Raw genomic sequence first — 24,764 nt, forward strand, 5'->3', positions numbered from 1 at the left:
TCCGCGCGGCTGACCACTGATCGGCTTACCACTGATAGCCGACGCCCACCGCGCCACCGTAGTCGCCACGCGACGAAGCGGCACCAGACGCCTTGTAGATCCACGAGCCGTTGTCCGACACGCGCGACAGGCCGAGCGCATAGCCGGTCTCGCCGTTGAACGTGGCGGCACCGATGGCCACCATGCTCTTGTTCGGCAGATAGGCTTGCGGCAGACCCGCCATCGCCATCGCGGACGCGATACCCGCGTTGGACCGGTTCTCGACCGCGCGGATACGGCTGTCCATGCCCGCGAACTTCTGGTCGATGCCCTGGCTGATGCGGTTCAGCTGGTTGACGTTGACCGCATCGGTCGGGGCCGTGCCTTCGGCCACGCCCGTGATGCGGCGATCGCCATCCTTGCCGGCCATGTTCACCGTGGTACCGCCGGTATCGCCACCCACCGAGATCGGACCGTTGCTCGTTTCCTGCTTGACGATACCGATCTTGCCCTCGACCAGGTTGTTGACCGTGGTGTTGGTCTGGTGCAGCTGCGAGCCGTTGACGGCGTCGGTCGAGTTCTCGCTGATGTTGCCGGCGGCGACGTTGGTGATCTTCGTCCCGTTGGTGCCGCCGAGCGTGATCTGCGAGCGATCCGAGTTGTCGTACTGGATCGAGTTCTCGACCTGGCCCGCCGTGTCGCCGATCGCGTCGGCCACGTTGGCGTAGGTCTTGCCATTGACGGTGAAGCCGCCGCCGATGGTGCCGGTCGCCGGGTTGTAGGTCGTACCGCCGCCAAGGTGGTTCGCAATGCTGTCGCCCTGGTTCTTGACGATGGTGTCCTGCGCGCCCAGCGCGTCGCCCACGTTGTTGTAGGTGCTGCCGCCGACCGAGTAGCTCGGTGCGGTATAGGAGCCCGTGGTCGAATCGTACGAAGCACCGCCGCCCAGCGAAGTCGCCGTGTTCTGCGCGACCTGGTTCAGCTGGCTGACGTTGACCGCATCGGTCGGCGCCGAGCCTGCTGCGACGTTGGTGATCTGCCGCTCGGCACCCACGTTGCCCACCGACACTTCGCCCACCGAGTTCTGGCCGCCGCCCACGCCGTAGCCGATGTAGCCGGTACGCGCGCCCACCGTCGTCACCGAGCCTGCGCCCAGTGCGACGCTGTTCGCGAACACCGCCTGCGAACCGGCGCCCAGCGCCAGGGACTGGATGCCCTGCGACTGCGCGTTGGTACCGAGCGCGACGCCATCGGCCTGCGACACCAGCGAGTTCTGGCCGATCGCGGTACCGCCCGGGGCGGTCTGCGCGACCTGGGCGTTCTTGCCCATGCCGATGCCGTTGTCACCGTTGACGATCGTCTCCGGGCCCACCGCGATCGAGTCGACACCGACCGCCAGCGAATCGGCCAGCGCCGAGTTCGCGTGGAAGTACTTGGTACCGGTCGCGGTGACCGAGCCAATCGCGCCTTGCAGCTGGCGGATCGTCACGGCGTCATGCGCGCTGGTACCGTCGGCGACGTTGGTGATCTGGCGCAGCGTGTTGGTCGCGGCATTGCCGACCGACACCGCACCGGCAAGATTCACGTCCGTGGTGTTGTACGGCACCAGGGCGGTACCGGCCGTGATCGTGCCGCTGACCGGGGCCAGCGCGCGATCCGACACCGAACCCGAACCCAGCGCCACGCCGCCATCGACACTCGAGACCGCGCCGTTACCCATCGCGATGCTGTTCGTGTTGTTGGCCACGGCCTGCGGACCGACCGCGATGCTGTCGGTACCCAGCGCCTGGCTGTCCGCCAGCGTCGAGTTGGCGTGGAAGTACTTGATGCCCGCGCCGTTGTTGATATCGCCAATGATGTTGTTCAGGTTGGCGATATTGGTCGTGTTGGTGGCGATGTTGGTGGTGTTCAGGTCCACCTGCTGGTTGGTCGCGTACAGCTGCGAGCCATTCACCGCGTCGGTCGACGTGCCGCTCAGGCGGCCCGCCGCGACATTGGTGATGGTCCGCTCCGCGCCCACCGCGCCAACGCTGACCGTCGAGGTCGGCGTCGCACCGGCGAAGGTGTAGGCGTTGCCACCGATCGTCGCACCACCCGTACCCACTGCCGCAGCGGTGACCGAACCCGCGCCCAACGCGATGTCGCCCGCGTTGTTGGCCACCGCGTTCGGACCGATTGCCACCGAGTCCGTACCGATCGCCTGGCTGTCCGGCAACGTCGAGTTGGCGTGGAAGTACTTGATGCCGCCACCGTTGTTGATATTGTCAATCGTGGTGTTCAGATTGTTGATATCGGCGGTGTTCAAGTTCACCTGCGTGTTGGTCGCGTACAGCTGCGAGCCATTCACCGCGTCGGTCGACGTATCGCTGAGGCGACCCGCGGCGACGTTGGTGATGGTCCGCTCGGCGCCAGCCGCACCCACGCTGACCGTCGAGGACGGCGTCGCACCGGCGAAGGTGTAGGCGTTGCCACCGATGGTCGCGCCACCCGTCCCCACTGCGGCAGCCGTGACCGAACCCGCGCCCAACGCGATGTCACCCGCGTTGTTGGCGATGGCGTTCGGACCGATCGCGACCGAGTCCGTGCCCAGCGCCTGGCTGTCCGGCAACGTCGAGTTGGCATGGAAGTACTTGATGCCCGCGCCGTTGTTGATATCGCCAATGATGTTGTTCAGGTTGGCGATATTGGTCGTGTTGGTCGCGATGTCGGTGGTGTTCAGATCCACCTGCTGGTTGGTCGCGTAGAGCTGCGAGCCATTGACCGCGTCGGTCGAGTCCGAAGCCAGACGACCCGCCGCGACATTGGTGATGGTCCGCTCCGCGCCCGGGGCGCCAACGCTGACCGTCGAGGTCGGCGTCGCACCGGCGAAGGTGTAGGCGTTGCCACCGATCGTCGCACCACCCGTACCCACAGCCGCTGCCGTCACCGAACCCGCGCCCAACGCGATGTCGCCCGCGTTGTTGGCCACCGCGTTCGGGCCGATTGCCACCGAGTCCGTACCGATCGCCTGGCTGTCCGGCAACGTCGAGTTGGCGTGGAAGTACTTGATGCCGCCACCATTGTTGATATCGCCGATCGTGTTGTTCAGATTGGTGATATCGGTGGTGTTCTGGTTCACCTTCTGGTTCGTCGCGTACAGCTGCGAACCGTTGATGGCGTCGGTCGAGTCCGAAGCCAGGCGACCCGCCGCGACATTGGTGATCGTGCGTTCCGCACCCACGGCGCCCACGCTGAGGGTGGAGGCAGGGTTGCCACCCGCGAAGGTGTAAGCCGTTCCGCCGATCGTCGCACCCGGCGTGCCCACCGCGGCGGCCGTCACCGAGCCGGAGCCCAGCGCGATGTCGCCCGCGTTGTTGGCCACCGCGTTCGGGCCGATCGCCACCGAGTTGGTGCCGATCGCCTGGCTGTCCGGCAACGTCGAATTGGCGTGGAAGTACTTGATGCCAGCACCGTTGTTGATATCGCCGATCGTGGTGCTCAGATTGGTGATATCGGTGGTGTTCTGGTCCACCTTCTGGTTGGTCGCGTACAGCTGCGAACCATTGATGGCGTCGGTCGAGTCGGAAGCCAGACGGCCCGCCGCGACGTTGGTGATGGTGCGTTCCGCACCCACGGCGCCCACGCTGACGGTCGAGGACGGGTTGCCACCCGCGAAGGTGTAGGCCGTTCCGCCGATCGTCGCACCCGCCGTGCCGACCGCGGCGCCGGTCACCGAGCCCGAGCCCAGTGCCACGTCGCCGGCATTGGTTGCCGTCGCGGTATCACCGAAGGCCAGCGCACCGGCCGCACCCGCACGGGAGCCATTGCCCAACGCGACCGAGCCCTGGCCAATGGCCGTATTGGCATTACCGATCGCCACCGCGCCGTTGGCCGCGTTGGCCGCCGTGGCGGTTGCCGTGCCGTCTGCATTGGCGATGTTGTTGGCACCGCCGACGAACGCGCCGGTACCGCTGGCGTAGCTCGGATCACCGATCGCCACCGCGCCATCGCCGTAGGCGACGTTGTTCGCGCCGATGGAGACCGCCTTGCCGCCCGTTGCACGAGCGCCGGTACCCATCGCGACCGCGTCGGCGGAGTCGGCCACGGCAGTGGTGCCTACCGCAATGGCATTGGCCGCAGCTGCCGACGACTGGAGGCCCATCGCCACACCGCCGGCAGCGCTTGCGTTGGCCAGGTAACCCATGGCGATGCCGTCTGCGGCCGTCGCCTGTGACAGAACGCCGACGGAAACGCTGCGGTCACCGGTTGCGGTGGTCGACCGCCCCACTGCCGTGGCGTTGTTGCCGGTCGCGACGCTGACGCCACCGATCGCCGTTCCCGCGTTGCTCGCGACACTGTTTCCGCCAATTGCCACGCCCTGGTAATCGTGTGCAACGGCACCGTTGCCGATCGCGATGGTGCTATTGCCGTCCGACACCGTGTTCAGACCCATCGCAATCGTCGCGTAGTTCGACGCATTGGCATTCTGGCCAATTGCCATGGTGGTGTTGCCGGCGGCGGTGCTGGCGGAGCCGACGGCGAGGGAGTTCGACCCCACCGAAGCCGCGTTATAGCCGAAGGCAGAAGACTCCGGACCGGTGGCGCTAGCGTTCTGGCCAACAGCCAGCGTCTGGACATTGGCGGCTTGCGCACCCGCCCCAAACGCGGTGGCGCCAGCATTGCCCGCCGTCGCATTGGCCCCGACGACCGTGGTGTTGGCACCGGTGGCCAGGGCGCGGTCGCCGATGGCGACGCCGGACGGCGCGTTGTTCACCCGGGTCCAGAAGCCGATCGACACGCCGTTCGTCGAAGCGGCGTCGACGTGCGTGCCAATGTTGTTCGTGCCGATGGCGACACTGCCGTCGGCAGCGGCCGTGACCTGATTGCCCAAGGCAGTGGCATTGACGGCGCTCGCCGTGCTGGCATAGCCGATCGCAGTACCTTCTTGCCCGCTGGCATTGGCCAGATAGCCGACCGACGTACCCTGGATGCCGCTCGCAGTTGCACCCACACCCGCGGCCAGCGCGAAGCGTCCGGTCGCGCCGTCGTTGTTGTAATTGGCTCCGGTCGTCCCGTTGCTGTCCACGCTGTAGTAATGGGCAGACGCCCCCGTCACTGCGGACTGCAGCGACTGCTGCACGGCATACAGCTGCGAACCGTTGATCGCGTCCGTCGAGTTTTGCGCGATCCGGCCTGCCGCCACGTTCTGGATCTGGCGTTCGGCACCGGAGGCACCAACGGAGACGACGCTCTGCGGATTAGCGCCGGCGAACGTGTAGGTGGTGCCGCGGATGACGGTGCTGGCCGTCGGCGTCGGGGCCGAAGTTACCGATCCGGAGCCAAGCGCGACATCGCCTGCCCTCACCGTCGCCCGCGCGCCTGCGCCGAGCGCAATCGCTCCGACCTGTGTGGCATTTGCCGCCCCACCCATGGAGATGGCATCGTCTGCCGATGCGACGGACGATCCCGCCTGGCTGCCGCCGATGGCGATCGAGCCTGCGCCAGTGGACTGAGCGGTATCGCCCATGGCGATGGCGCGAAGACCCGACGCGTTCGACGAAGTGCCAATGCCGATGGAGGCGTGGTCACCAGCGGAGCTGCCCAGACCGAGCGCCACGGAATACTCACCCGTGGCAGAGGCGTTTTGGCCGACCGCCGTCGCGCCGCCGTTTAGGCCAGAGGCCACGGCATTGTTACCGATCGCGGTGCCGGAGGCCACACCAGTGCCAGCAGAAGCGGAAGCGTTGACGCCGATGCTGATGCTGCCTACGCCGGTCGCATCCGCACTGGTACCCATTGCAACGGTATCCAAGGCCGCGGCTTGCGCACCGGCACCGATCGCGGTCGCTCGAGCCGCACCGGCGACGGCCGTGTCGCCGAAGGCCAGCGAACCGGCGCCCAGAGCCTGGTTGGCGTTACCGAGGGCCACGCTGCCTTGCCCGACCACCCTGTTCTGGTAGCCGATGCCGACTGCGCCCTGCGCAGCGGTGCCCGGCGTGCTCACAGCCTGGCCGCCGCCGCCCACCATGTTGGTGTTACCCATCGCGACCGAGCCGTTGCCGGTCGCGGTGTTGTCCATACCTTGCGCGACCGCGCCGTCGCCGGTGGCGGTGTTCGGGTCGCCGATCGCAACGGCGCCGTTGCCGCTCGCGACGTTGCCCGAACCGATCGAGACGGCTTTGCCGCCGGTGGCTCGCGCGGCGTTGCCGATTGCCACGGCGTCCGCGGAATCGGCGATTGCGCTGGTACCCATGGCGATTGCGTTCGCAGCCGAGGACTGAGCGCCATCCCCCAAAGCGAGAGCCGACGCAGCGTTCGCGATCGCTGTGTCGCCAATGGCCACGGCGGAAGGCGCGTTGACGGTCTGTGCGGCCCAACCGATAGCGACCGCATTGGTCGACGCGGCATCGACCGCCGGACCCGTGTTGGCGCCAATTCCAATACTGCCTTCGCCCGCTACGGTGACCTGGTTGCCGATCGCGACCGTATTGACGCCGCTGGCCGTGGCTTGATAGCCGAGAGCTAGCGCTTCAGTAGCACTGGCAACAGCCTGAGGGCCAAATGCGGCGGAAGAAATTGCTGTTGCTTGGGCGGCTTGGCCGAGCGCAACCGCGCTTTCGGCGGACGAAACGGAATCACGACCCACGCTGATCGCATTGAGACCGCTTGCGTTGGATGCGTAACCAGAAGCGATGGCGAAATTTCCGCTGGCCGTGGAGCCGACACCGACCGCAGTGGAGTTTCCTCCCAACGCATGCGAATTGGTGCCCAGGGCGCTGCCCCCGGCTGCAGTGGCTTCGGATGCAACGCCGATAGCTACCGTATTGACGTTGCTCGAGATGGCACCGCCGCCCACTGCTACCGCGCCGCCCCCGCCGCTGGCGACCGAGTCCTGGCCGATGGCAACCGTGTATTGCCCCGACGAAAGAGCGCGCGTTCCAACCCCAATCGCGTTGAGCGCGGACGCGGTGACGTCCGTGCCGATCCCCACCGCGCCTACGGCGGTGCTGCCCGATGTCGGGACGGTCCGTGCGCCAAGATAGATGGCGTTGATTTCGGTCGCATACGCCTGGAAGCCGATGGCGATCGCATTCTGGTCGCCTGCCGTTGCGCTGGTACCCTGTGCGATCGAATCGATTCCGGCTGTATTGGCGCCACTGCCCACCGCGACGTTGCGCAACCCAGTAGCACTCGAGCCCGGTCCCACCGCAACGGAGTTCAGGCCGGTCGCGGTGCCTCCGCCCGCGGAATACTGCGCATGCGCCGGTGCGACCAGCGACGTCATCAGCAATAGCCCGCTCATTCCGGCGAGCAGCCCTCCGGCATTGCGCGCCACCATGCCTTCACCGCCGGCTGCGGCGGCGGACCCCGACGCTGTCACACCGGCCGTTCCCAATGCGCCCAGTGCGCCCAGGCCGAGCCCATCCCGTTTCATGCCGAGCACGCGGTGTGCGCGACGCAGCGCCGCGAAGATGCGACGTCGCACGGAAGGATGCATGCCATCCGTGGCAGCAACCGAAGTTCCAGACAGACCGGCCCGAGCGCGCGCTCGGGCCCTCGTATTGGCTTGATGCATGGCGACTACCCCCAGAAAGTTCGCCAAAAAACTGAATGGGCCATTTGCGAAGACAAAAAGCCCCCCTTCCCCGGCGTAAACCGGGGTTTCGATCCCCAAATCGAAATTGGAAGTCGCCCGGCCTGAACCGGCCGGTGCGATTTGATGCAGTGCTGTGGCTACGTGGCCCGCTTCATCGGCGTTCCATCGCGCTTGCTACTGTGACAACAACACAACCGGCACCGCTGGGAACCAGCAGTGCCTGCCCCTGGTTGCCGCCCAGGTTGTACAGCGGCGTACCGGAAAGAGTGGTCGCGAGGGTGCTTCCCTGCGGCAGCTGCCGGACGACGTCCGGACACGACTGCGGGAACGGCGCCACGCGCACGAGATTGCCTTCGCAACCGCCGGCCTTGGTCGGCGCGGTGTAGATCACACCCGCTGCCTGCCCCTTGTAGTTCGGCGTGTCGTACTTCATGCCAACGACGGCGTGCGCCCCGTGATCGTTCGGCGCGCCTTGCTGGGCTTGTGCGGTCGAGGCATAGGTCGTGCCGCGCGTCAGGCTTTCGCCCAGGCTGGCGAACAGCGGAGCGCACGACTTGATGCCCAGTTGCGCGGCTTGCGCCTGGAACGTATTGGCAGCCGGCTGCGGCGCGGCGGCCTGTGCCGCGGCGTCGGGCGACGCCGCGATCAGCGCTGCCAACGCTGCGGTGATGAATGCGGCAGCCGGCAGCCGCACAAGGGCGCGCTGCGACGTGCCTGCGAAACGCGGCTGGATCATGCAGCCCATGGGCGCGAGCTTGGCTCCGCTCGCGTGGTGCTGCTGGTTGGGCTCGTACATCTGGATTTTCTCCTTGCGAATTGCCAGGTCCGGTCCCGGTTTCACTGCTCCGGGCTCGATCCAACATCGCAATGTATTCATTGTATTAAAGTAAATACATTGATCGCCTCGTTGGCGATCATAGCGGCGATCCGTGAATCGGAATTAAAACGAATGTGAACTTTGCGGAAACTGTCGCGTGAGCGAAACGACCACGGGTCGTGGACGGTTTCAGGGCATGGCGCCCGTCGCGGCGCCGACCAGAAGACGGTCGGGCGCGAGGCCGACGTGCCAGGCACGAGGCGCTCGCCGGAGGCCGCAGATGAGTTGCAAAGTGAAGCGCGCGCGGTAGAACACCGCGTCGGCGCGCAGGCGCCAATGCGTACGGAGAGAAGGCGTGCGCGTGGCGTGACACCACGGCACCCTATTCGGCTCGTGCATACAGACTTCTCCCAACCGATACGCCGGGTTTACCCGGTCTAACCGCCCCTTGCCATACCCGTAGCAGGCCGCATCCCGCAAAGGTACGCGGGTGCTGCCTTGCATCCGCCTGAACTGCGCCGAGCCGAGGCGCATGTCCGGGGGATTTCTATTTGTAATTGATGTATCAATGATGTTACATCGTCGTACACGCGATCATAGACGCGAATATTGTAATTTTCATACAGTAATTTTTATATCACATGTAAGTAAGTCTTTAGTTGACACATGCACGCTTTTGGTGCCTCGCATGCACCCTCAAGGTTCCGTCCGCCCTGTCGTTAATGACCCGTACCGCGAGCGGTCGGGCCCTCTTCGTAGCCGTGCCCTCGTGTGTCATCGACAACACACTGCGCCACCGGTCACGCGGGCGTCGCGAGGAACAAGAGGAAGTCATGAGCGGCTTGATGAAGGAAATCGACGAGCGGACCAACCTGACCAACAATAATCAGTTCGAATTATTGCTGTTCCGGCTCGGGAATGCCGAGCGTTCCGGCCAGAACGAGATATTCGGCATCAATGTATTCAAGGTCCGTGAAATTCTGGTGATGCCGAAAATCACGACCGTGGTCGGCGGCGCGCCGGCGATGCTGGGCATGGCGGATATTCGCGGGCAGGTGATTCCGGTCATCGACCTGGCCAAGATCGTCGGCTGCACGCCACAGGGGGGCAGCTGCGGCATCCTGCTGGTCACGGAGTACGCCCGCTCGACGCAGGGCTTCGCCGTCGAGGGCGTCGAGGAAATCGTGCGCCTGGAATGGAACGAAGTGGTCTCGGCCGAGGCCAGCACCAAGGGGGGGCTGGTGACCAGCATCGCCAAGCTGAATGCGGACACCCCCGACGCTCGCCTGGTGCAGGTGCTCGACGTCGAACAGATCCTGCGCGACGTGCTGCCGACCAGCCAGCCCGATGTCGACCCGTCCACCGTCGGACCGAAGCTGGCGCTGCGCCCGGGCACGAAAATTCTGGCGGCCGACGATTCCGCCCTCGCCCGCAGCCTGATCGAGCAAGGTCTCGATGCGATGGGCGTATCCGTGGTGATGACCAAGACCGGCCAGGAAGCGTGGGACGAACTGAACGACATCGCCGCCACCGCCGCGAAGGCCGGGCGCAATGTGCGCGACGAGATCGCCTGCGTGCTGACCGATCTCGAGATGCCGGAGATGGATGGCTTCACGCTGACCCGCAAGATCAAGGCGGACAAGCGCTTCCAGGGCATTCCGGTGGTCATCCATTCGTCGCTGTCGGGCAATGCCAGCGAGGACCATGTGCGCAAGGTCGGCGCGGACGCCTACGTGTCGAAGTTCCTCGCCAAGGATCTGGCGGAGACGATTCGCGGCGTGCTGCATATGTGAGGCGCTTCGCTGCGCTGCGGGGGAGACGAAGGCTGGTTGCGACGGCGATGCCGTGGCGAGCGCCGTTTTTCCCTCTCCCCTACCCTCTCCCGCGCGCGGGAGAGGAGCCTACCCGCGCAGCCCGTGCTGACAGGCCAACCGTGCTATAGTGTGTGCCTTCGCCCCAAGAGGCGAAAACCCGGACAGATTATTAAGACAAGACACTGTCCGGCTGGCCCCCAGGGCCCCGCCGCCCGACCTGACGTCCGGCATTCACCACCCAGCGTTCCCGTTCCGTCGCCTCACCGCTGTTTCGGCTCAACCGAGCCGGGCCTCGCCTCGCGACCAAGCCGTTTCCGTAAGCCGCAACTGGCGCGCACTCACGCGCCGCAGCGCTCGACATCCGCATGCACCTGCCTCTGGCATCTGCGCGGACCCATCGGATCAGGGCAAGGGACCGCCCCCTTCCAATGACATGAATCAACAACACAACCAAAACCAGAACCAGAACCAATACACCGTCGCCGTCCATCCGATCCAGCAAAGCCCCGGCCAGTGGTTCGCCACTTACATCGTCAGCCGCTATGAAAGCGGACGCGAGCGGGTGCTCGAAAACGTCGCGGTACGCGACACGCTGCATCGCACGGAAGCGCAGGCAAAGCAGGTCGCCCGCCAGGCGGGCGAACGCGCGATTACGCGCTTGCGCCGCCATTGAGCGCGCGCATTTCCAAGGAGTCCACCATGTACGCCAATCACGCTGTTTACAAGGGCTATCGCCTCTCGGCACACGTCCATCACGCCGGCGAACAAGCCGGCAAGTCGGGCACCGCGCGCGACAGCTTCGAGGCAACGGTCAACATCATCGCCTTGGGCGGAGAGCCGTCGACCGGTTTGCCGGCGCTGCGCTCGCATCGCGCCGGCAGTCCGCGCGAGGCGATCGAAGCGGCCGTCGCCTACGGTCGCGATGTGATCGACGGCCTGTCGAGCTTTACCAAGGGCAAGCGCAAGGCCGCGGCCACGAAGGCGCACGCGACAGCCTGACGCAGCCGGTACGCCCGGCGCGGCAAGCTCCGCCCCGCGCCAGTTCGTCTTCGCCAGCTGCTCTTCGCCAGCTCATCTTGCGCTGGCTCGCTTGGGCTGGTCCGTCTTGCGCTAGCTCATCTTGCGCGCTTGCCCGTTCTCCACGGGCAACACGCCAAGTTCCGCCATCATCGCCCGTGCGATGGCCATGCGCTTTGGCGCCAGTTCCTCGCGCTGCAGATCCATATTGAGCGCGAAGGCATGGACGCCGCCGCTGCGTTCGACCCACCCCACCCACCAGCCGTGGTTCAGCCCGGCATCCATCGCCCAGCCCGTCTTGGCGTAGATCGCGTGATCGTCATTGGCTTCGACGCGCAGGATCTCGCGCACCCATTGCTGGCTCAGGCGCGACGCCGGTAGTTGGCCCTGTGCCAGCCGCGCCAGAAAGCGCGTCTGTTCGGCCGCCGAGATCGCCAGCGGCCCGCGCAGCCAGAACTGATCCACCACCTTCCCGAGTTGCCGGTTGCCATAGTCGAGCCGGTCGACCCACGTCTGCATCCGCTGCATGCCGATCCGCCGGGCAATGCCCTGGTAGACCGGCACATTCGACATCGCGATCGCCTCGCGCAGATTCATGTCGCGCTGCCACTGCGGGAAGCGCGTCTTGCCGCCGCCATATGGCTGGATCTGGTCCGGATCGGCCACCACGCCGGTCTCGAAGGCGATCAGGCTGTTCGGAATCTTGTAGGTCGACGCCGGCACCATGCGCGTCTTCGCACGCGATGCGTTGACCAGCGTCATCCGGTTCGCCTTGACGTCGAACAGCGCAAAACAGCCGTCGACGTCCAGCGCGCGAAAGTGCGCCATCAAATCACCGCGGGCGACTTCGCTCGGCGCGGCGACGGCGCTTGCCGGCGCGACATCGGCCAGCGCCAGGCGCGCGGCAGGCAGCAGCGCGGCGCCGCCGGCCAGTTGCAGCAGGCGGCGGCGATACAGGCCATGCGCGTGCAGGGACTGCGCTTCGGTACGGGACTTCATGGTCTCTCCTTGTTCGTTGGGGCTGCTGCGATCGGCGGCTTGCCGATGGCAGCGGCGGGTTGTGCGCGCCGGTCCGGCCGGCGCGGCGCATCGCCGGCCGGACAGTGCGCATCGTAGCCATGGCGGAGTTCCGGTCCAATCCTGCCCATGCGACAATCCGGCACGGCTGTCACGGCTGTCACATCGACCGGCCTTTTTTGCCATCCTTCCGTCTTCCTTCCGCTCCGTTGCGCCCCTTTCGCTCCCCCTGCTCCATGCCCGATCCCGTCGTCGTCGAACTGTCCGCCCCGCAATCGGTCAACGGCACGCGCGCCGCCTACCAGTCGGTCTGGCTGCTGGTGCGGCTGCACCACGCCACGCTGGCATCGCCGCAACGGCCACTGGTCTACGCGGACGACCTGCGCGAGCGCATGAGCAATGCGCGCACGCTGCGGATGGCGATCGCCCGCGCCTTCCAGGACTTCGGACGCTGGCAGTTGCAGGTCGGATGGGGCGAGGACGCGAGCCGCGACCCGCGCTTCCTCAATCTGGAAGGACGCAGCCAGGGGCCGTTCTGGCTGGCCGCGCACGAGCGCCAGCGCATCGTCTGCCAGGTCGAAGGCGCGCCCGCCACTGCGCACGAGATTGCCGCCTTTCTCGGTCTGGACCGCGACGGGCGCGCACAAGGCAAGGCCGCCGCGCCGCAGCGGATGGTGACGCAGACCGACCTGTCCTTCTGGCGCCATTTCGTCGACGGCAAGCAGGCGCTGCGCGAGGGGCGATTGCTGACGCCGCTGGCGCGTGACGAAGCGGCTGCCACCGGCAAGGGTGGTAACGGCAGCCATGACGCCCCGGCCGCGCTGACGGCATTTCGCGCCGCGCGCCGGCTCGCCGTCAGCGAATTCGAACACGCCTTTGTCGCGCTGAACGAGGCGCTGCTGTGGCGCCGCCTCGGCGACCGCGCGCAAACCCGCAAGATGCTGCGCGCGCTGCGACGGCGTCGGCGCGGCCACGCGATCGCGGGCAACGACTACCTCGACGCGATGGAAGGCATCGTCGCGGCCTGGTGCGCCTACGACGAGCGCGATCTGCGCGGGGCGCTGGCGCTGTTGCAGGCGCTGGCGCAGAACGCGCCCGGCGCGACGCTGGTGCAGGTGCACCCGCACGTCCGCTTCGAGTGGCACAACCTCGCCGCGCTGATCCAGCGCTCGCATGCGCTGTCGGCGGCCGCGACCAACGACACGGCAGCGGCCGGCACGCTCGCCGAGCAGGCCGTCGCGCATTTCGAGCAGGCGCTGGCGGCGGCCTTCGAATCGAACGTCTCCGATGCCGCTCAGCACGTCGCGGCAAATATCGGCATGGCGCTATGGCTGTTCGGCGAGGCCGGCATCGCATGGTCGGGCGCCTTGCCCGGCGCACTGCCCGGTGCCGTGCCCGGGGTCTCGTCCGAGCGCGAGGCCGAGCGCGCGATCCAGTGGATCGGCCTGTCGGAATGGCTGGGCCGCGGCGCGGGCAATCGCCATCCGTCGGCGTGGAACGCGATCTATCTGATGCGCATCGCCCGCGGCGCCTGCCATACCGCGCCGCGTCCCACGCTGGCCGAATTCCAGGCCGCCGCGCCGATCGGCGTGGCCGCGCTGCGCCAACTGGCCGGGCCCTTCGCCGACGCCTTCACCGGCCCGGCCTGGCCCGACAGCTGGCACGAGGTCGCCGCCTGGCGCCTGGCGGAATCGCAGCGCGGCGAGCGCAAGTATCCGCTGCTGCAGCAGAGCAGCCTGTGGTTCGAACTGGCGTGGTATGCCGCCCATGCGGGCCAACTGGAACAGGCGGCCCGTGCGCTGCGTTCGCTGCGCGAGGGGCTGCGGCAATTGGCGGTCAGCGATCGGCAGTATTTCGGCAAGCCGCTGTTCGATGCGCTGCCCGAGCCGGTGCATCGGCTGGCGCGGGACGACTGACGGAGCGCCCGGCAATAAAAAAGGGCCCCCGCCTTCGCGGGGACCCCAACGCACCACCATGGCGCCGGCACGGTGCCGGCGCCCGGCCTTCGATTACACCGGCTCGTCCGTCGCCGGATTCGGCTTGTGGTCGTCGAACCAGCGATAGAGCGTGGGCACCATCACCAGCGTCAGCAGCGTCGACGTGATCAGGCCGCCGATCACCACCACCGCCAGCGGGCGCTGCACCTCGGAGCCCGGCCCCGTCGAGAACAGGAACGGCACCAGGCCCAGCAGCGCGATGGTCGCCGTCATCATCACCGGGCGGAAGCGCTGGGCGGCGCCCTGCCGCACCGCGGTGTCCAGATCCAGACCGCTGTCGCGCAGCCCGCGGATATAGGACACCAGCACCACGCCGTTGAGCACCGCGATGCCCCACAGCGCGATGAAGCCCACCGATGCCGGCACCGACAGGTATTCGCCGGTGACGAACAGGCCGATGATGCCGCCGATCGATGCGAACGGCAGCACGGTGATGATCAGCGTGGCGAAGCGCAGCGAGTTGAACAGCAGGAACAGCAGGAAGAAGATCGCGGCGATCGTGATCGGCACGATGATCTTCAGGTGGCCCATCGCGCGTTCCATGTTCTGGAACTGGCCGCCCCACTCGAAGTAATAGCCTTCGGGCAGCTTGACCTTGCTGTCTGCCGCCTGCTGCAGTTCGGCGACGAAGCCGCCGAGGTCGCGGTCCTTGACGTTGATCATCACCACCACGCGGCGCTTGGCCATTTCGCGGCTGATCTGCGCCGGGCCGTCGCTGACCTCGATCTTGGCGACGCTCTGCAGCGGCACCTGGATGCCGTCCGGCGTGGTCACCAGCAGCTGGCGGATCGACTGGACATCATGACGGAAGCGCTCCGGCAGGCGGACCGCGGCGCTGAAGCGGCGCTCGCCCTCGAAGATGTCGGTGGCGCGCTTGCCGCCGATCGAGATCTCGATGATGTCGTGGATGTCCGAGACATTGAGCCCATAACGCGCGATCGCCTGGCGGTCGATCTCGATCGACAGGTACTGCTGACCGGTGATGCGCTCGATGCGGATGTCCTGCGAACCCTGGATGCCGCCCGCCACGCGCGCCACCTCGCCGGCCAGCTCGCGCAGCTTGCCGAGGTCGTCGCCGAAGATCTTGACCGCGATATCCGAACGCACGCCGCTGACCATCTCGTCGATCCGGTCGGAAATCGGCTGCGCCATCACGATCTGCACGCCGGGGATCGCCCGCAGCTTCTGCCGGATCTGTTCGGCGATGTCGTCCTGGGTCCAGCCGTCGGGCCACTCGTCGCGGTCCTTCAGGCTGGCGATCGGGGTGGACTCGTTCTGGCTCTGCGGGTCCGCCGGGCTCTCGCCGCGGCCGACGCCGGACACCACCGACTTGACGCCCGGCACGCTGAGCACCAGCTTGTTGGCCTCCTTCTCGAGCTTGATCGATTCCTCCAGCGAGATGTTGGGCACGCGGTCGATCGCCGGAACGATCGAGCCTTCCTTCATCTCCGGCATGAACGACGAACCGAGCAGCGGCACGATCGCCAGCGTGGCCAGGAACGCGACCACGGCGGCGACCACGGTCTTGCGGCTGTTCGCCATCGCCCAGCCCAGCATCCGCAGATAGTGGCGCTTCAGGAAGGCGATCACCTTGGTGTCGTGCTCCGCACCGCCCTTGAGCAGGTACGACGACAGCACCGGCGACAGCGTCAGCGACAGCACCAGCGAGATCGCCAGCGCGATCGCGATGGTGAAGGCCAGCGGCGCAAACATCTTGCCCTCGGTGCCGGTCAGCGTCATCAGCGGCAGGAACACCAGGATAATGATGCCGACGCCGACGATCACGGGCGTCGCCACTTCCTGCACCGCCTTGACCAGCACCTCGGTCTTGGTCAGCCTCAGTTCATCCTTGCGCCCCAATCGCTCGAACGCGTTCTCGACCACCACCACGGAGCCGTCGACCATCAAGCCGATGGCGATCGCCAGACCGCCCAGCGACATCAGGTTCGCCGACAACCCGACCTGGTTCATCACCATGAAGGTCAGCAGCGGCGTCAGCACCAGCGTGGCCAGCACGATGACGGACGAGCGCAGGTCGCCGAGGAACAGGAACAGCACGATCACCACCAGCACCACGCCTTCGAGCAGCACCTTGGTCACCGTCCACAACGCGGCATCGACCAGTTCGCTGCGGTCGTAGTACGGCACGATCTGCAACTTGCCGGGCAGCATGCCGCGCTCGTTGATCTCGGCGACGCGCTGCTTGACGCGGCTGACGACTTCCTTGGCGTTGCCGCCGCGCATCATCATCACGATGCCGCCGACCGCCTCGGTCTGGCCGTTCTTGATCAGCGCGCCCTGCCGCACTTCATGGCCGATGGTGACCTCGGCCACGTCGCGCAGATAGACCGGCGTGCCGTTGACCTCCTTGAGCACGATGCTCTTCAGGTCCTCGACGCCCTGCGCCAGGCCCACGCCGCGGATCAGGTACTGCTCGGCATAGTGCGGCAGCACGCCGCCGCCGGAGTTGGCGTTGTTCTGCGCGAGCGCCTGGTACACCTGCTGCACGGAGATGCCGTAGTGGCGCATGCGATCCGGGTTGATCAGCGCCTGGTACTGCTTGACGTAGCCGCCCTGGGAGTTGATCTCGGCCACGCCCGGAATCGAACGCAGCAGCGGACGCACGACCCAGTCCTGCACGATGCGGCGTTCGGACAGCTCCTCCTGCGTCAGTTCGCGATCGCCGTCGTCGGCGCGGTCCAGCGTGTACTGGTAGACCTCGCCAAGGCCGGTGGAGACCGGGCCGAGCACCGGCGAGACGCCTTCCGGCATGCGCCCGCCGACCTCGATCAGCCGCTCCATCACGAGCTGGCGCGCGAAATAGACGTCGGTGGCATCGGTAAACACCAGCGTGATCAGCGACAGGCCCGCCTTGTTCAGCGAGCGCATCTCGACCAGCCCGGGCAGGCCGGTCATCGCGATCTCGATCGGCACGGTGACGAAGCGCTCGACCTCTTCCGGCGAGCGGCCCGCCGCTTCGGTGGCGATCTGCACCTGCACGTTGGTGACATCGGGGAAGGCGTCGACCGACAGCTTGCCGGCGGCGCGCAACCCGAAGAAGAACAGCACGACCGCGATCACGCAGACCACGAGCCGCTGGTTGATGGCAGCTTGGACTAGGGATTGGATCATCGTGGTCAACCTTGCTCGAGGCGTTTGCGCTCGTTATCCAGATGGAACGCGCCATTGACCACGATGCGGTCGCCAGCCTTGACGCCGCTCTGCACCACGCGCATGCCGTCGCTCTCGGCACCGAGCTTGACCGGCACGGCGCGATACAGGCCTTCGCCCTGCTCGACGTAGACCTGCTCCTCGTTGCCATCGCGCACCACGGCCGAGCCGGGCACCACCAGCCGCTCGGTCGGCCGGCTGGCGATCACCATGCTGGCCAGCATCGCGGGCTTCAGGCGACCCTCGCGATTGTCCAGTTCTGTGCGAACCAGCACCGTGCGCGACTCGGGATTGACGGTGCGGCCCACATAGATCAGCTTGCCGGCGATGCGGCTGCGGCCCGTGCCGGCCCCCAGCGACGGCACGTCGATCTCGACGGTCTGCCCCTCGGCCACCAGCGCGGCCTGCTGCTCGGGCACCTCGGCGACGACCCAGACGCGCGACAGGTCGGCCACCGTGTACAGCGAATCGGCGGGCTGCACCACCTGCCCCTGCGCGACCTTGCGCTCGACCACGGTGCCGCTGATGCTGGAGTACACCGGCGAATACGAATTGATGCTGCCGCCCTTGGACAGCTCGGCGATGGCCGCCTTGGACATGCCGAGCACGCGCAGCTGGTCGCGATAGGCATGCATCTCGGCGTTGGCGATCGCATATTCGCTCTCGCGGCGCTGCAGCTCGCCGCGGCCGATCACGTCGGCGGCGAACAGCTGGCGCGCGCGCTCGGCGTTCTGCGCCTGCAGTTGCGTTTGCGCCAGCGCCTTCAGATACGACATCTGCGCGGCGCCCAGCTCGCTGCTGTGCAGGCGCGCCAGCACCTGGCCGGCCTTCACTTCCTGGCCGGGCATCGCGTAGAGGTCGGTCACGCGCCCGGTCACGGACGCGCCGATGCGCGCGACGCGCTGCTCGTCAAAGTCGATGCGGCCGGCCACGTGCAGCATCTCGCTGAACGGGCTGGTGGTCACCGGCGCGATCTTCAGCTGCTGCTGCAGCGACGGCTCGGGCTTGACTACCCCGGGCGGCAGCTTGGGTGCCTCGGCCGCGGGCGGCGGCTCCTCGGAACAGGCCGCGAGCGTCAACATCATGGCGGCAGCCACCGCCAGGGTACGGAGGGAAAAGGGGCGCATGGTCAGTCTTGTTTCGATTCGGTGGAGAAGGTCGCGGCGGTCGGGGCCATGCCCGGCGGCGTCATGCCGGGCGCCATCGACAGCAGGCGTTCGATCTGGATCACGGCCATCTGCTGGTCGTATTGCGCGGCGATCAGTTCGTTGCGCGCGTTGCGCAGCGTGCGCTGGGCATCGATGACCTCGAGGATGCCGCGCTCGCCGTAGCGGTAGGCCGCCTGCGCGACCTGCAGCGCGTTCTCGGCCTCGCGCACGATGCCGGACTCCAGCGCGGTGACCTGGGCCTGCGTGATTTCCAGCTGGCGGTACGCCGACTCGAGCTCCTGGCCCAGTTCGAATTCGCGCAGCTCGTAGGCATTGCGCGCCTGCGTGGCCTGCGCGACCGCCTCGCCCACCGGCCCCTTGCGACGGTCCCACAGCGGAATGGTCAGCACCAGGCCGACCTGCGAGACGCTGTTGTCGGGTTCGCGGGTGGTGCTGGCGCGCACCGCCAGCTCCGGCAGCCGCAGCGAGCGCTGGTAGTCGACCGCCAGATTGGCGCGCTCCAGCTCCATGCGGCGCTGGACCAGTTCGGCGTTGGCCGTGTTCAGCCGCTCGCGCATCACGGCCAGATCGGGCACGCTCGGAAGCTGGCCCAGGCTGCCCGCCAGCGCGAACTTCGGCGGCAGCGCGCCGCCGACCTGCTGGCGCAGCGCCGCCTTGGCCTGGTCGACGCGGTATTCGGCGCTCTGCAGCGACTTCTGCGCGGCCAGCAACTCGGTCTCGGCACGGATCAGCTCATAGCGCGGCGCCTCGCCGACCTCGACCCGCAGGCGCGCCCGCGAATGGACCTGCTTCATCATCGCCAGGTCTTCCCGTGCCGCCGCCAGTTCGCTCTCGCGGCGCAGCACGCCGTAGTAGCCGGTTTTGACCCGGCCGGCGAGGTCGGCGTAGAAGGCCTGCAGACCGGCTTCAGTCGCGTCGAGATTGCGCTCGGCGATCGAGCGGCGCAGGCTGCGCTGCTGGGGGTAGTCGAGGCGCTGCGTGATCGAGAAGCTGGGCGCGTTTCCCTCGGCGACGCCGGCCTGCCGGCCGCGCAGGCGGCCGTACATCATTTCGACCTGGGGATTCGGATAGGCGCCCGCGCTGGTGACGGCGGCGCTGGCGGCGTCCACGCCGGCATGCGCGGCGACCACGCCCTTGTTCGAGTTCTGGGACAGGGAAAGCAGTTGCTCCAGCGAGAAGGCATCGGCGGCAAAGGCCGACGACACCCCAAGCGAAAGCGACGCTATCAGGGTAAGCGTAGAGATCTTCATGGCAACGAGAAAAAGCCGGACCACTGCATGCCGGCTTCGCGCGGACGGCGTTACCGCGACAAGCACACGGCCCACGGCGGCGAAGGCCGCGAGCAAGACACGCAGATAGGAGGCGCGGCCGGTCCGATACGGGACTGGACCGGCGCGTCAGCGATCAGGCAGTGAGGATGGGGGGCTTGAACAGCGCCGCGGGCAGTGGCGGCGCGCGACCGTGGCGAGGCGGAGAGACATCGCCGGAAGGCAGTTCGAGCGGCGCCGTCGGCAGGGCGAACAGCGCGCTGGATTCCTCGATTTCGTCGAGCACGTCGGGCGGATCGAGCAGATCGGCCGACCAGATATTGCAGTAGCCTGGCGAGGGCGCGGATTCGACGACGTCGTCGGCATGGATGCCGTCGTCGCCGGGGGCGACGATGCGGCTGCCGTCCTCATCGCTGGAGAGCGTGCGGGCGGCCACGGCGGCAACCGCCGCCATGCTGCAAACCAGCGGTCCGACCCGCATCTGGCCGGGACCGAGCCCCGCCGCCGCGTCCAGACGCGTGCCGGCCTGCGCTCCAAAGGAGAGCAGGAACAGGCAGCACGCGATCAGAAAGGGCAGTAAGGCTCGCATCAAGGGGAAGTTGGCGTCGGTATGCAGGCAAGCGCACGACGCCAGGAATATGACGGCTGGTGCCCTGCGTAATAAGACGCAAGAGCGGCATTGTAACCGAATGCAATCGCATGGACAGGGTTAGCCCTAGGTTGTTCCCGAAAACGTGACGATCTGGATATCGGGCGGGGTGTTCCGCCCCGCCCGTTCCGACCGATTTGCCGCCGGATTTGCCGCCCGATTTGCCGCCCGATTGCGCCCCACCGCGCCCGATCGGCGCCCGATCGGCGCCCGGTCCGCGCCCGACTTGCGCCCGGCCTCTGCCCCGCCTGCTCCCCCGGCTTTCGCCAGTTCGGCCGGTCAGGCCACGGTCCCGCCGACACCCGGCGCGGGTGCCAGCCCGACCTTGCCCGGCGCCGTCTCCTCGCGGTCGGCTTCATCGCCACCCGCCTTGTCCAGGTCCATGCCGGTGGTTTCCGGCAGCATCAGCGCCGCGAACACGACCAGCGCATACCCGGCCCCGGCGACGATGGCGATGGCCAGCGGCAGCGAGGTCCGGCCCGAGCTGAGCCAGCCGACCGACAGCGGAAAGAAGGAGCCGATCACCCGCCCGAGGTTGTACGAGACGCCGTAACCGGTCGCGCGGATATCGTTCGGATACGACTCCGAGATGGTCGCGCCGATACCGGAGAACACGCCCTGCATCAGCACGCCCAGCGGAAAACCGAGGAACAGCATCGACAGGTTGGAAACGGGGATCACCATATAGATCAGCGCCATCGCAAACGCGCCGGCGGCGAACAGCACATAGGTCGGCCGCCGTCCCAGGCGGTCGGTCGCATAGGCGCCCGCCACGTAGCCGACCAGCGAACCGAGGATGGTCACCGCCAGATAGGAGCTGGTGCCGAACACCGACAAGCCGCGCTCGGTCTTCAGGAAGGTCGGCAGCCAGGTCGCGATCGCGTAGTAGGCGCCGAGCATGCCGCCCGACAGCAGGCTGCACAGCACGGTCTTGCGCAGCAGCGGCCGCCGCACCAGGCGGCTCAGTTCATGCCACGCCGAGCCGCGTTGCGCGGCGCGCTCGGCGCGCGTCTTGACGAAGACCTCGGGCTCGTCGAGGTTGCGGCGCAGATAGAACACCACCAGCGCCGGCACGATGCCGAGGAAGAAACAGACGCGCCAGGCCGTCTCGGCCGGAAACAGGCTGAAGGTCAGGCCATAGGCCAGCGCCGCCGCGCCCCAGCCGAACGAATAGCTGCTCGCCGTAAAGCCGGAGTATTTGCCGCGGTGCGCGGGATTTCGAATCATCTCGGTCACCAGCACCATGCACAGCGACGACTCGCCGCCAAAGCCGATGCCCTGGATCATGCGGAACAGCATCAGCTGCTCGGGCGAATTGGCCAGCCCGCACAGGAAGCAGGCGACGGTGAACACCACGATGGTCCAGCGCAATACGCGCACGCGGCCATAGCGGTCGGCCAGCATGCCGGCGCCGATCGCGCCGATCAGCGACGACACCAGCGTCCACGTGACGATCGCCCCGGCGGTCGACTTGCTCATCTGCCACTGCGTCAGCAGCGTCGAGATCAGGAAGGAATAGATCATGAAGTCGAACACGTCGACCGCATGACCGAGGAAGGCGCCGTAGAAACCCTTGCGCTCCATCCGCGATAGCTCTTTGAACCAGTCCAGCATGATCGTCGCTCCTTGTCAGTGTGGGGCATCGTGGCGGCGTGTTGCCGCGTGGTTGGCCGCGTGGCGTGCGAATTCGGTGGGGTGGGATGCCGGGCGAGTGGCGTGGCGCGTTGCCCCGCGTCCTCGGCCGTTGCGTCGTGCGTCCTCGTCCGTTGCCTCGTGCGTCCTCAGCCGGGCGGAGGCCGGAAGCCGAAGCCCGCCGCCTCCAGAAGACTGGCGAAGCGCAGCGAGGTCAGATCGCGGTAGCGTCCGGCGACGATCTGCACGCCGACCGGCAGGCCGCTGCTGCCGGGGCCGATCGGCGCGACGGTCGATGGCAGCCCGCACAGGCCCGAATGGCCGGCCCAGAACAGCTGCGTCGTCATCGGCTGCGGCTTGCCGTTGACGTTCAGATGGCGCTGCCACGGCTCGCCGGCCTCGTCCAGCTCGAAGGCGGTCGTGGCCGCCGCCGGGCACAGCAGCACGTCGTAGTCGTCGAAGAAACGTTGCCAGGCCAGGGCGAAGCGCTCGCGCGCGTGTTGCAACAGCAGCCAGTCCCGGTGGCGCAGCGTGGCGCCGGCATGCTGGAGCACGGCGTAACGCGCATCGTCCGGAGATGCGGCCGCGGCCTGGTCCAGCGCCTCGGCAAACGCGCCGTCCGGCATATGGACCGAGGTGGTCGCGCGCAGCAGCAGCACGTAGACGCGCCACAGCTCTTCGGCCTCGAATGACGGACGCACATGCCAGGCGACACTGGCGCCCTGCCCTTCAAGCCAGCGGCCCAGCCCTTCGATGCAGTCGCTGACTTCACGGTCGGCCTCGGCCTGCGGGTGCGACGGCAGCACCGCCACGCGAAATTGCGCCAGCGTATCGGGCCGGCACGGCGGCAGGGCCAGGCGATAGGCCACCGCATCGGCGCCTTCGGGACCGGCGATGGCCTGCAGCACCAGTTCGAGATCGCGCGCGCTGCGGGCGATCGGCCCGGCCACGTTGATGTCCTGGATGCCGAACGAGGCCGCGCCGATGCCATGGCCGCTCAGCGGCACGATGCCGTGGCTGCTCTTGTGCGAGAACACGCCGCAGTAATGCGCGGGATTGCGCAAGGATGAACCGATGTCCGAGCCGATGTCGAACAGGCTCATGCCGGCGCAGACCGCCGCCGCGCTGCCGCCCGACGAACCGCCCGGCGTGCGCGACGGGTCGTGCGGATTGCGCGTGGTGCCGTAGACCGCGTTGTAGCTCTGCCAGTCGCGCAGGCCGAGCGGCACATTGGTCTTGCCGATCAGCACGGCCCCCGCCTCACGCAGCCGCTGCACCACGGTGGCGTCGCGACGGGCGACATGCTCGCGCAGCGCCGGATTGCCGCAGGTGGTCGGCCAGCCGGCCACGTCGAACGATTCCTTGATGGAGAAGGGCACGCCATCGAGCGGCCCCAGCGCCCTGTCTTGGCGCCGGCGCGCATCGCTGGCCCGCGCCTGCTCGCGCGCGGCATCGAAATCGGCCAGCACGATGGCGTTCAACAGCGGATTGCGTTCGGCCCAGGCGGCGTGGCACAGATCGAGCAGCTGCTCGGCGCTGGTGCGGCCTTCGGCGAGGTCGTCGACGGCTTGCCACAGCAGGCGACAGCGCGCGTCAGGTCCGGCGGTTGCCGTCTTAGGGCGCGGTGGAACGCCGGCGGGGGCGGGAATGGACGGGGACGTTGGCAGGCTCACGTCGGCTCCTGTTCTTGTTGTTGCCTGTTGTTATTGCCGCGACCCTGACGGCAGCACCCGGCCTCTCTGCTGGAGTCCTGGGTTTGTGCTGCGTCGGTATACTATATGCAATAGTTTAGGGCGCACCAAGGTTCCCCGGCATTGGCGGAAACCCTCGCACCGCCGGTGCGCCCCAGGCGCGGGCGGCGTCGCGGATGCGCTTTACGCAAGAATCGGCCCAGCGGGACGTGGGCCACCATGCGGTGCGCCGCGTTGGCCGAGAGATGGAATCGCTCCCGGACGAATGCTTGGCGTCGGGAGAGCGGCGTCAGGAGAGCGGCGTCGGGAGAGCGGCGTCGGGAGAGCGGCGTCGGAGAGCGGCGTCGGCAGAGCGGCGTCGGCAGAGCGGCGTCGGAGAGCGGCGTCGGAGAGCGGCGTCGGCAGAGCGGCGCCAGGAGGGCGGAGTCGGCGGGGCGGGTCAGCAGAGCCGAATCAGGAGAAGGAAAAGAAAAACCGCCCCGGAGGGCGGTTCGGGCGCTGCCAGCAGCGCTTTGCCGGTACGTTGGCGCTTATGCCGGGCGATGCCCGCAGCCCGCGCGGCCGAACAGGCACTGCACGAAGCGCAGCACATCGGCCGCCCGCAGCGGGATCAGCGGCGTGGCATGGCGGACGGCATCGCGGGATGCGTAGTGGCGCAGCAGTTGCTGGCCGACCGGGGTGTCCAGGTACGACGCCCGGGCGGTGGTGTCGCGGTAAGTCATGGTCTTTCTCTATTGCGTTTACAACGGTTGACAGTATACACAAATTTTGTGCATTGCGCCATGGCGGTGCGGCGGCACGCCCCGAAGCCGTGCGTGCACGCGATGCCGTCCCCATCTACAGCGGACCGCAAGCAGCCGCGGACGAGCGCATGCGGCGCCGCTACCGTGGTGCGGCGCGACAGAGAAAACCGAAGGGAAGGAGAAGGACCGGAGCACTTGCCCCGGTGGCAGGCGTGAGGCGTGAG

14 protein-coding genes and 2 pseudogenes are annotated in these 24,764 nt (G+C 67.4%); 4 read left to right on the forward strand and 12 right to left on the reverse strand.

Translation table 11 applies throughout. The annotated features are described in order from the left end of the window. Positions 1-25: 25 nt before the first annotated feature. The 4 genes and pseudogenes from F1599_RS26650 to F1599_RS04970 form a co-directional block, all read right to left on the reverse strand. Positions 26-1,120 (reverse strand): YadA family autotransporter adhesin, encoded by a 1,095-nt coding sequence (locus F1599_RS26650; protein WP_455423653.1) that lies wholly within the window; start codon positions 1,118-1,120, stop codon positions 26-28. Beyond that, positions 1,121-6,790, reverse strand: a pseudogene (locus F1599_RS25755) (ESPR-type extended signal peptide-containing protein); the annotation flags it as partial. A gap of 243 nt (positions 6,791-7,033) precedes the next feature. Next, positions 7,034-7,534: pseudogene (locus tag F1599_RS26655) on the reverse strand (hypothetical protein); the annotation flags it as partial. 172 nt (positions 7,535-7,706) lie between these two features. Further along, entirely contained in the window at positions 7,707-8,351 is a 645-nt protein-coding gene (locus F1599_RS04970; RefSeq protein WP_150082381.1) for a hypothetical protein, read from the reverse strand. Between the two features lie 854 nt (positions 8,352-9,205). Here F1599_RS04970 and F1599_RS04975 point away from each other — a divergent pair. The 3 genes from F1599_RS04975 to F1599_RS04985 all read left to right on the forward strand — a co-directional run bounded on the left by F1599_RS04975 (position 9,206) and on the right by F1599_RS04985 (position 11,185). Beyond that, positions 9,206-10,165 carry a chemotaxis protein gene (locus tag F1599_RS04975; RefSeq protein ID WP_149319966.1) on the forward strand — a complete coding sequence of 320 codons (960 nt, stop codon included), beginning with the start codon at positions 9,206-9,208 and terminating at the stop codon, positions 10,163-10,165. A gap of 454 nt (positions 10,166-10,619) precedes the next feature. After that, positions 10,620-10,859, forward strand: a complete 240-nt coding sequence (locus tag F1599_RS04980; RefSeq protein ID WP_149319965.1) for an isochorismatase — start codon at positions 10,620-10,622, stop codon at positions 10,857-10,859. After that, positions 10,856-11,185 (forward strand): GTP cyclohydrolase, encoded by a 330-nt coding sequence (locus F1599_RS04985; protein WP_149319964.1) that lies wholly within the window; start codon positions 10,856-10,858, stop codon positions 11,183-11,185. The genes F1599_RS04980 and F1599_RS04985 overlap by 4 nt, the downstream gene beginning before the upstream one ends. A 111-nt stretch (positions 11,186-11,296) precedes the next feature. Here the strand turns inward: F1599_RS04985 and blaOXA are convergent, their stop codons facing one another. Then, positions 11,297-12,202, reverse strand: coding sequence for an OXA-837 family class D beta-lactamase (gene blaOXA / locus F1599_RS04990; protein ID WP_150082382.1), 906 nt, complete (start codon positions 12,200-12,202; stop codon positions 11,297-11,299). 254 nt (positions 12,203-12,456) lie between these two features. Between blaOXA and F1599_RS04995 the strand changes: the two genes are divergently transcribed. After that, positions 12,457-14,136 (forward strand): hypothetical protein, encoded by a 1,680-nt coding sequence (locus tag F1599_RS04995; protein WP_150082383.1) that lies wholly within the window; start codon positions 12,457-12,459, stop codon positions 14,134-14,136. 93 nt (positions 14,137-14,229) lie between these two features. Here F1599_RS04995 and F1599_RS05000 read toward each other — a convergent pair whose 3' ends face one another. The 7 genes from F1599_RS05000 to F1599_RS05030 form a co-directional block, all read right to left on the reverse strand. Then, complete coding sequence (locus F1599_RS05000) at positions 14,230-17,349, reverse strand: efflux RND transporter permease subunit (protein ID WP_149319962.1); 3,120 nt, start codon at positions 17,347-17,349, stop codon at positions 14,230-14,232. Between the two features lie 5 nt (positions 17,350-17,354). Continuing rightward, positions 17,355-18,515: an efflux RND transporter periplasmic adaptor subunit gene (locus F1599_RS05005; protein ID WP_150082384.1), complete on the reverse strand. Its 1,161-nt coding sequence runs from the start codon at positions 18,513-18,515 to the stop codon at positions 17,355-17,357. Positions 18,516-18,517: 2 nt separating this feature from the next. Further along, entirely contained in the window at positions 18,518-19,807 is a 1,290-nt protein-coding gene (locus F1599_RS05010) for a TolC family protein (RefSeq protein WP_149319960.1), read from the reverse strand. Between the two features lie 154 nt (positions 19,808-19,961). Next, positions 19,962-20,279, reverse strand: a complete 318-nt coding sequence (locus tag F1599_RS05015; RefSeq protein WP_223819470.1) for a cobalt-zinc-cadmium resistance protein — start codon at positions 20,277-20,279, stop codon at positions 19,962-19,964. 474 nt (positions 20,280-20,753) lie between these two features. Next, positions 20,754-22,088, reverse strand: coding sequence for an MFS transporter (locus F1599_RS05020; protein ID WP_150082385.1), 1,335 nt, complete (start codon positions 22,086-22,088; stop codon positions 20,754-20,756). 167 nt (positions 22,089-22,255) lie between these two features. Beyond that, a complete protein-coding gene (locus F1599_RS05025; RefSeq protein WP_190286313.1) occupies positions 22,256-23,686 on the reverse strand; it encodes an amidase in 1,431 nt (476 codons plus the stop codon). A gap of 641 nt (positions 23,687-24,327) precedes the next feature. After that, positions 24,328-24,519, reverse strand: a complete 192-nt coding sequence (locus tag F1599_RS05030; RefSeq protein ID WP_149319957.1) for a hypothetical protein — start codon at positions 24,517-24,519, stop codon at positions 24,328-24,330. Positions 24,520-24,764 lie beyond the last annotated feature (245 nt).

The organism is Cupriavidus cauae (genome assembly GCF_008632125.1).
In the GTDB taxonomy this organism is placed as follows: domain Bacteria; phylum Pseudomonadota; class Gammaproteobacteria; order Burkholderiales; family Burkholderiaceae; genus Cupriavidus; species Cupriavidus cauae.

Coding starts and splice junctions, on each gene's coding strand:
- F1599_RS04970 (WP_150082381.1), bottom strand. CDS start 8,351: ATGTACGAGCCCAACCAGCAGCACCACGCGAGCGGAGCCAAGCTCGCG.
- F1599_RS04975 (WP_149319966.1), top strand. CDS start 9,206: ATGAGCGGCTTGATGAAGGAAATCGACGAGCGGACCAACCTGACCAAC.
- F1599_RS04980 (WP_149319965.1), top strand. CDS start 10,620: ATGAATCAACAACACAACCAAAACCAGAACCAGAACCAATACACCGTC.
- blaOXA (WP_150082382.1), bottom strand. CDS start 12,202: ATGAAGTCCCGTACCGAAGCGCAGTCCCTGCACGCGCATGGCCTGTAT.
- F1599_RS04995 (WP_150082383.1), top strand. CDS start 12,457: ATGCCCGATCCCGTCGTCGTCGAACTGTCCGCCCCGCAATCGGTCAAC.
- F1599_RS05000 (WP_149319962.1), bottom strand. CDS start 17,349: ATGATCCAATCCCTAGTCCAAGCTGCCATCAACCAGCGGCTCGTGGTC.
- F1599_RS05005 (WP_150082384.1), bottom strand. CDS start 18,515: ATGCGCCCCTTTTCCCTCCGTACCCTGGCGGTGGCTGCCGCCATGATG.
- F1599_RS05010 (WP_149319960.1), bottom strand. CDS start 19,807: ATGAAGATCTCTACGCTTACCCTGATAGCGTCGCTTTCGCTTGGGGTG.
- F1599_RS05015 (WP_223819470.1), bottom strand. CDS start 20,279: ATGGCGGCGGTTGCCGCCGTGGCCGCCCGCACGCTCTCCAGCGATGAG.
- F1599_RS05020 (WP_150082385.1), bottom strand. CDS start 22,088: ATGCTGGACTGGTTCAAAGAGCTATCGCGGATGGAGCGCAAGGGTTTC.
- F1599_RS05030 (WP_149319957.1), bottom strand. CDS start 24,519: ATGACTTACCGCGACACCACCGCCCGGGCGTCGTACCTGGACACCCCG.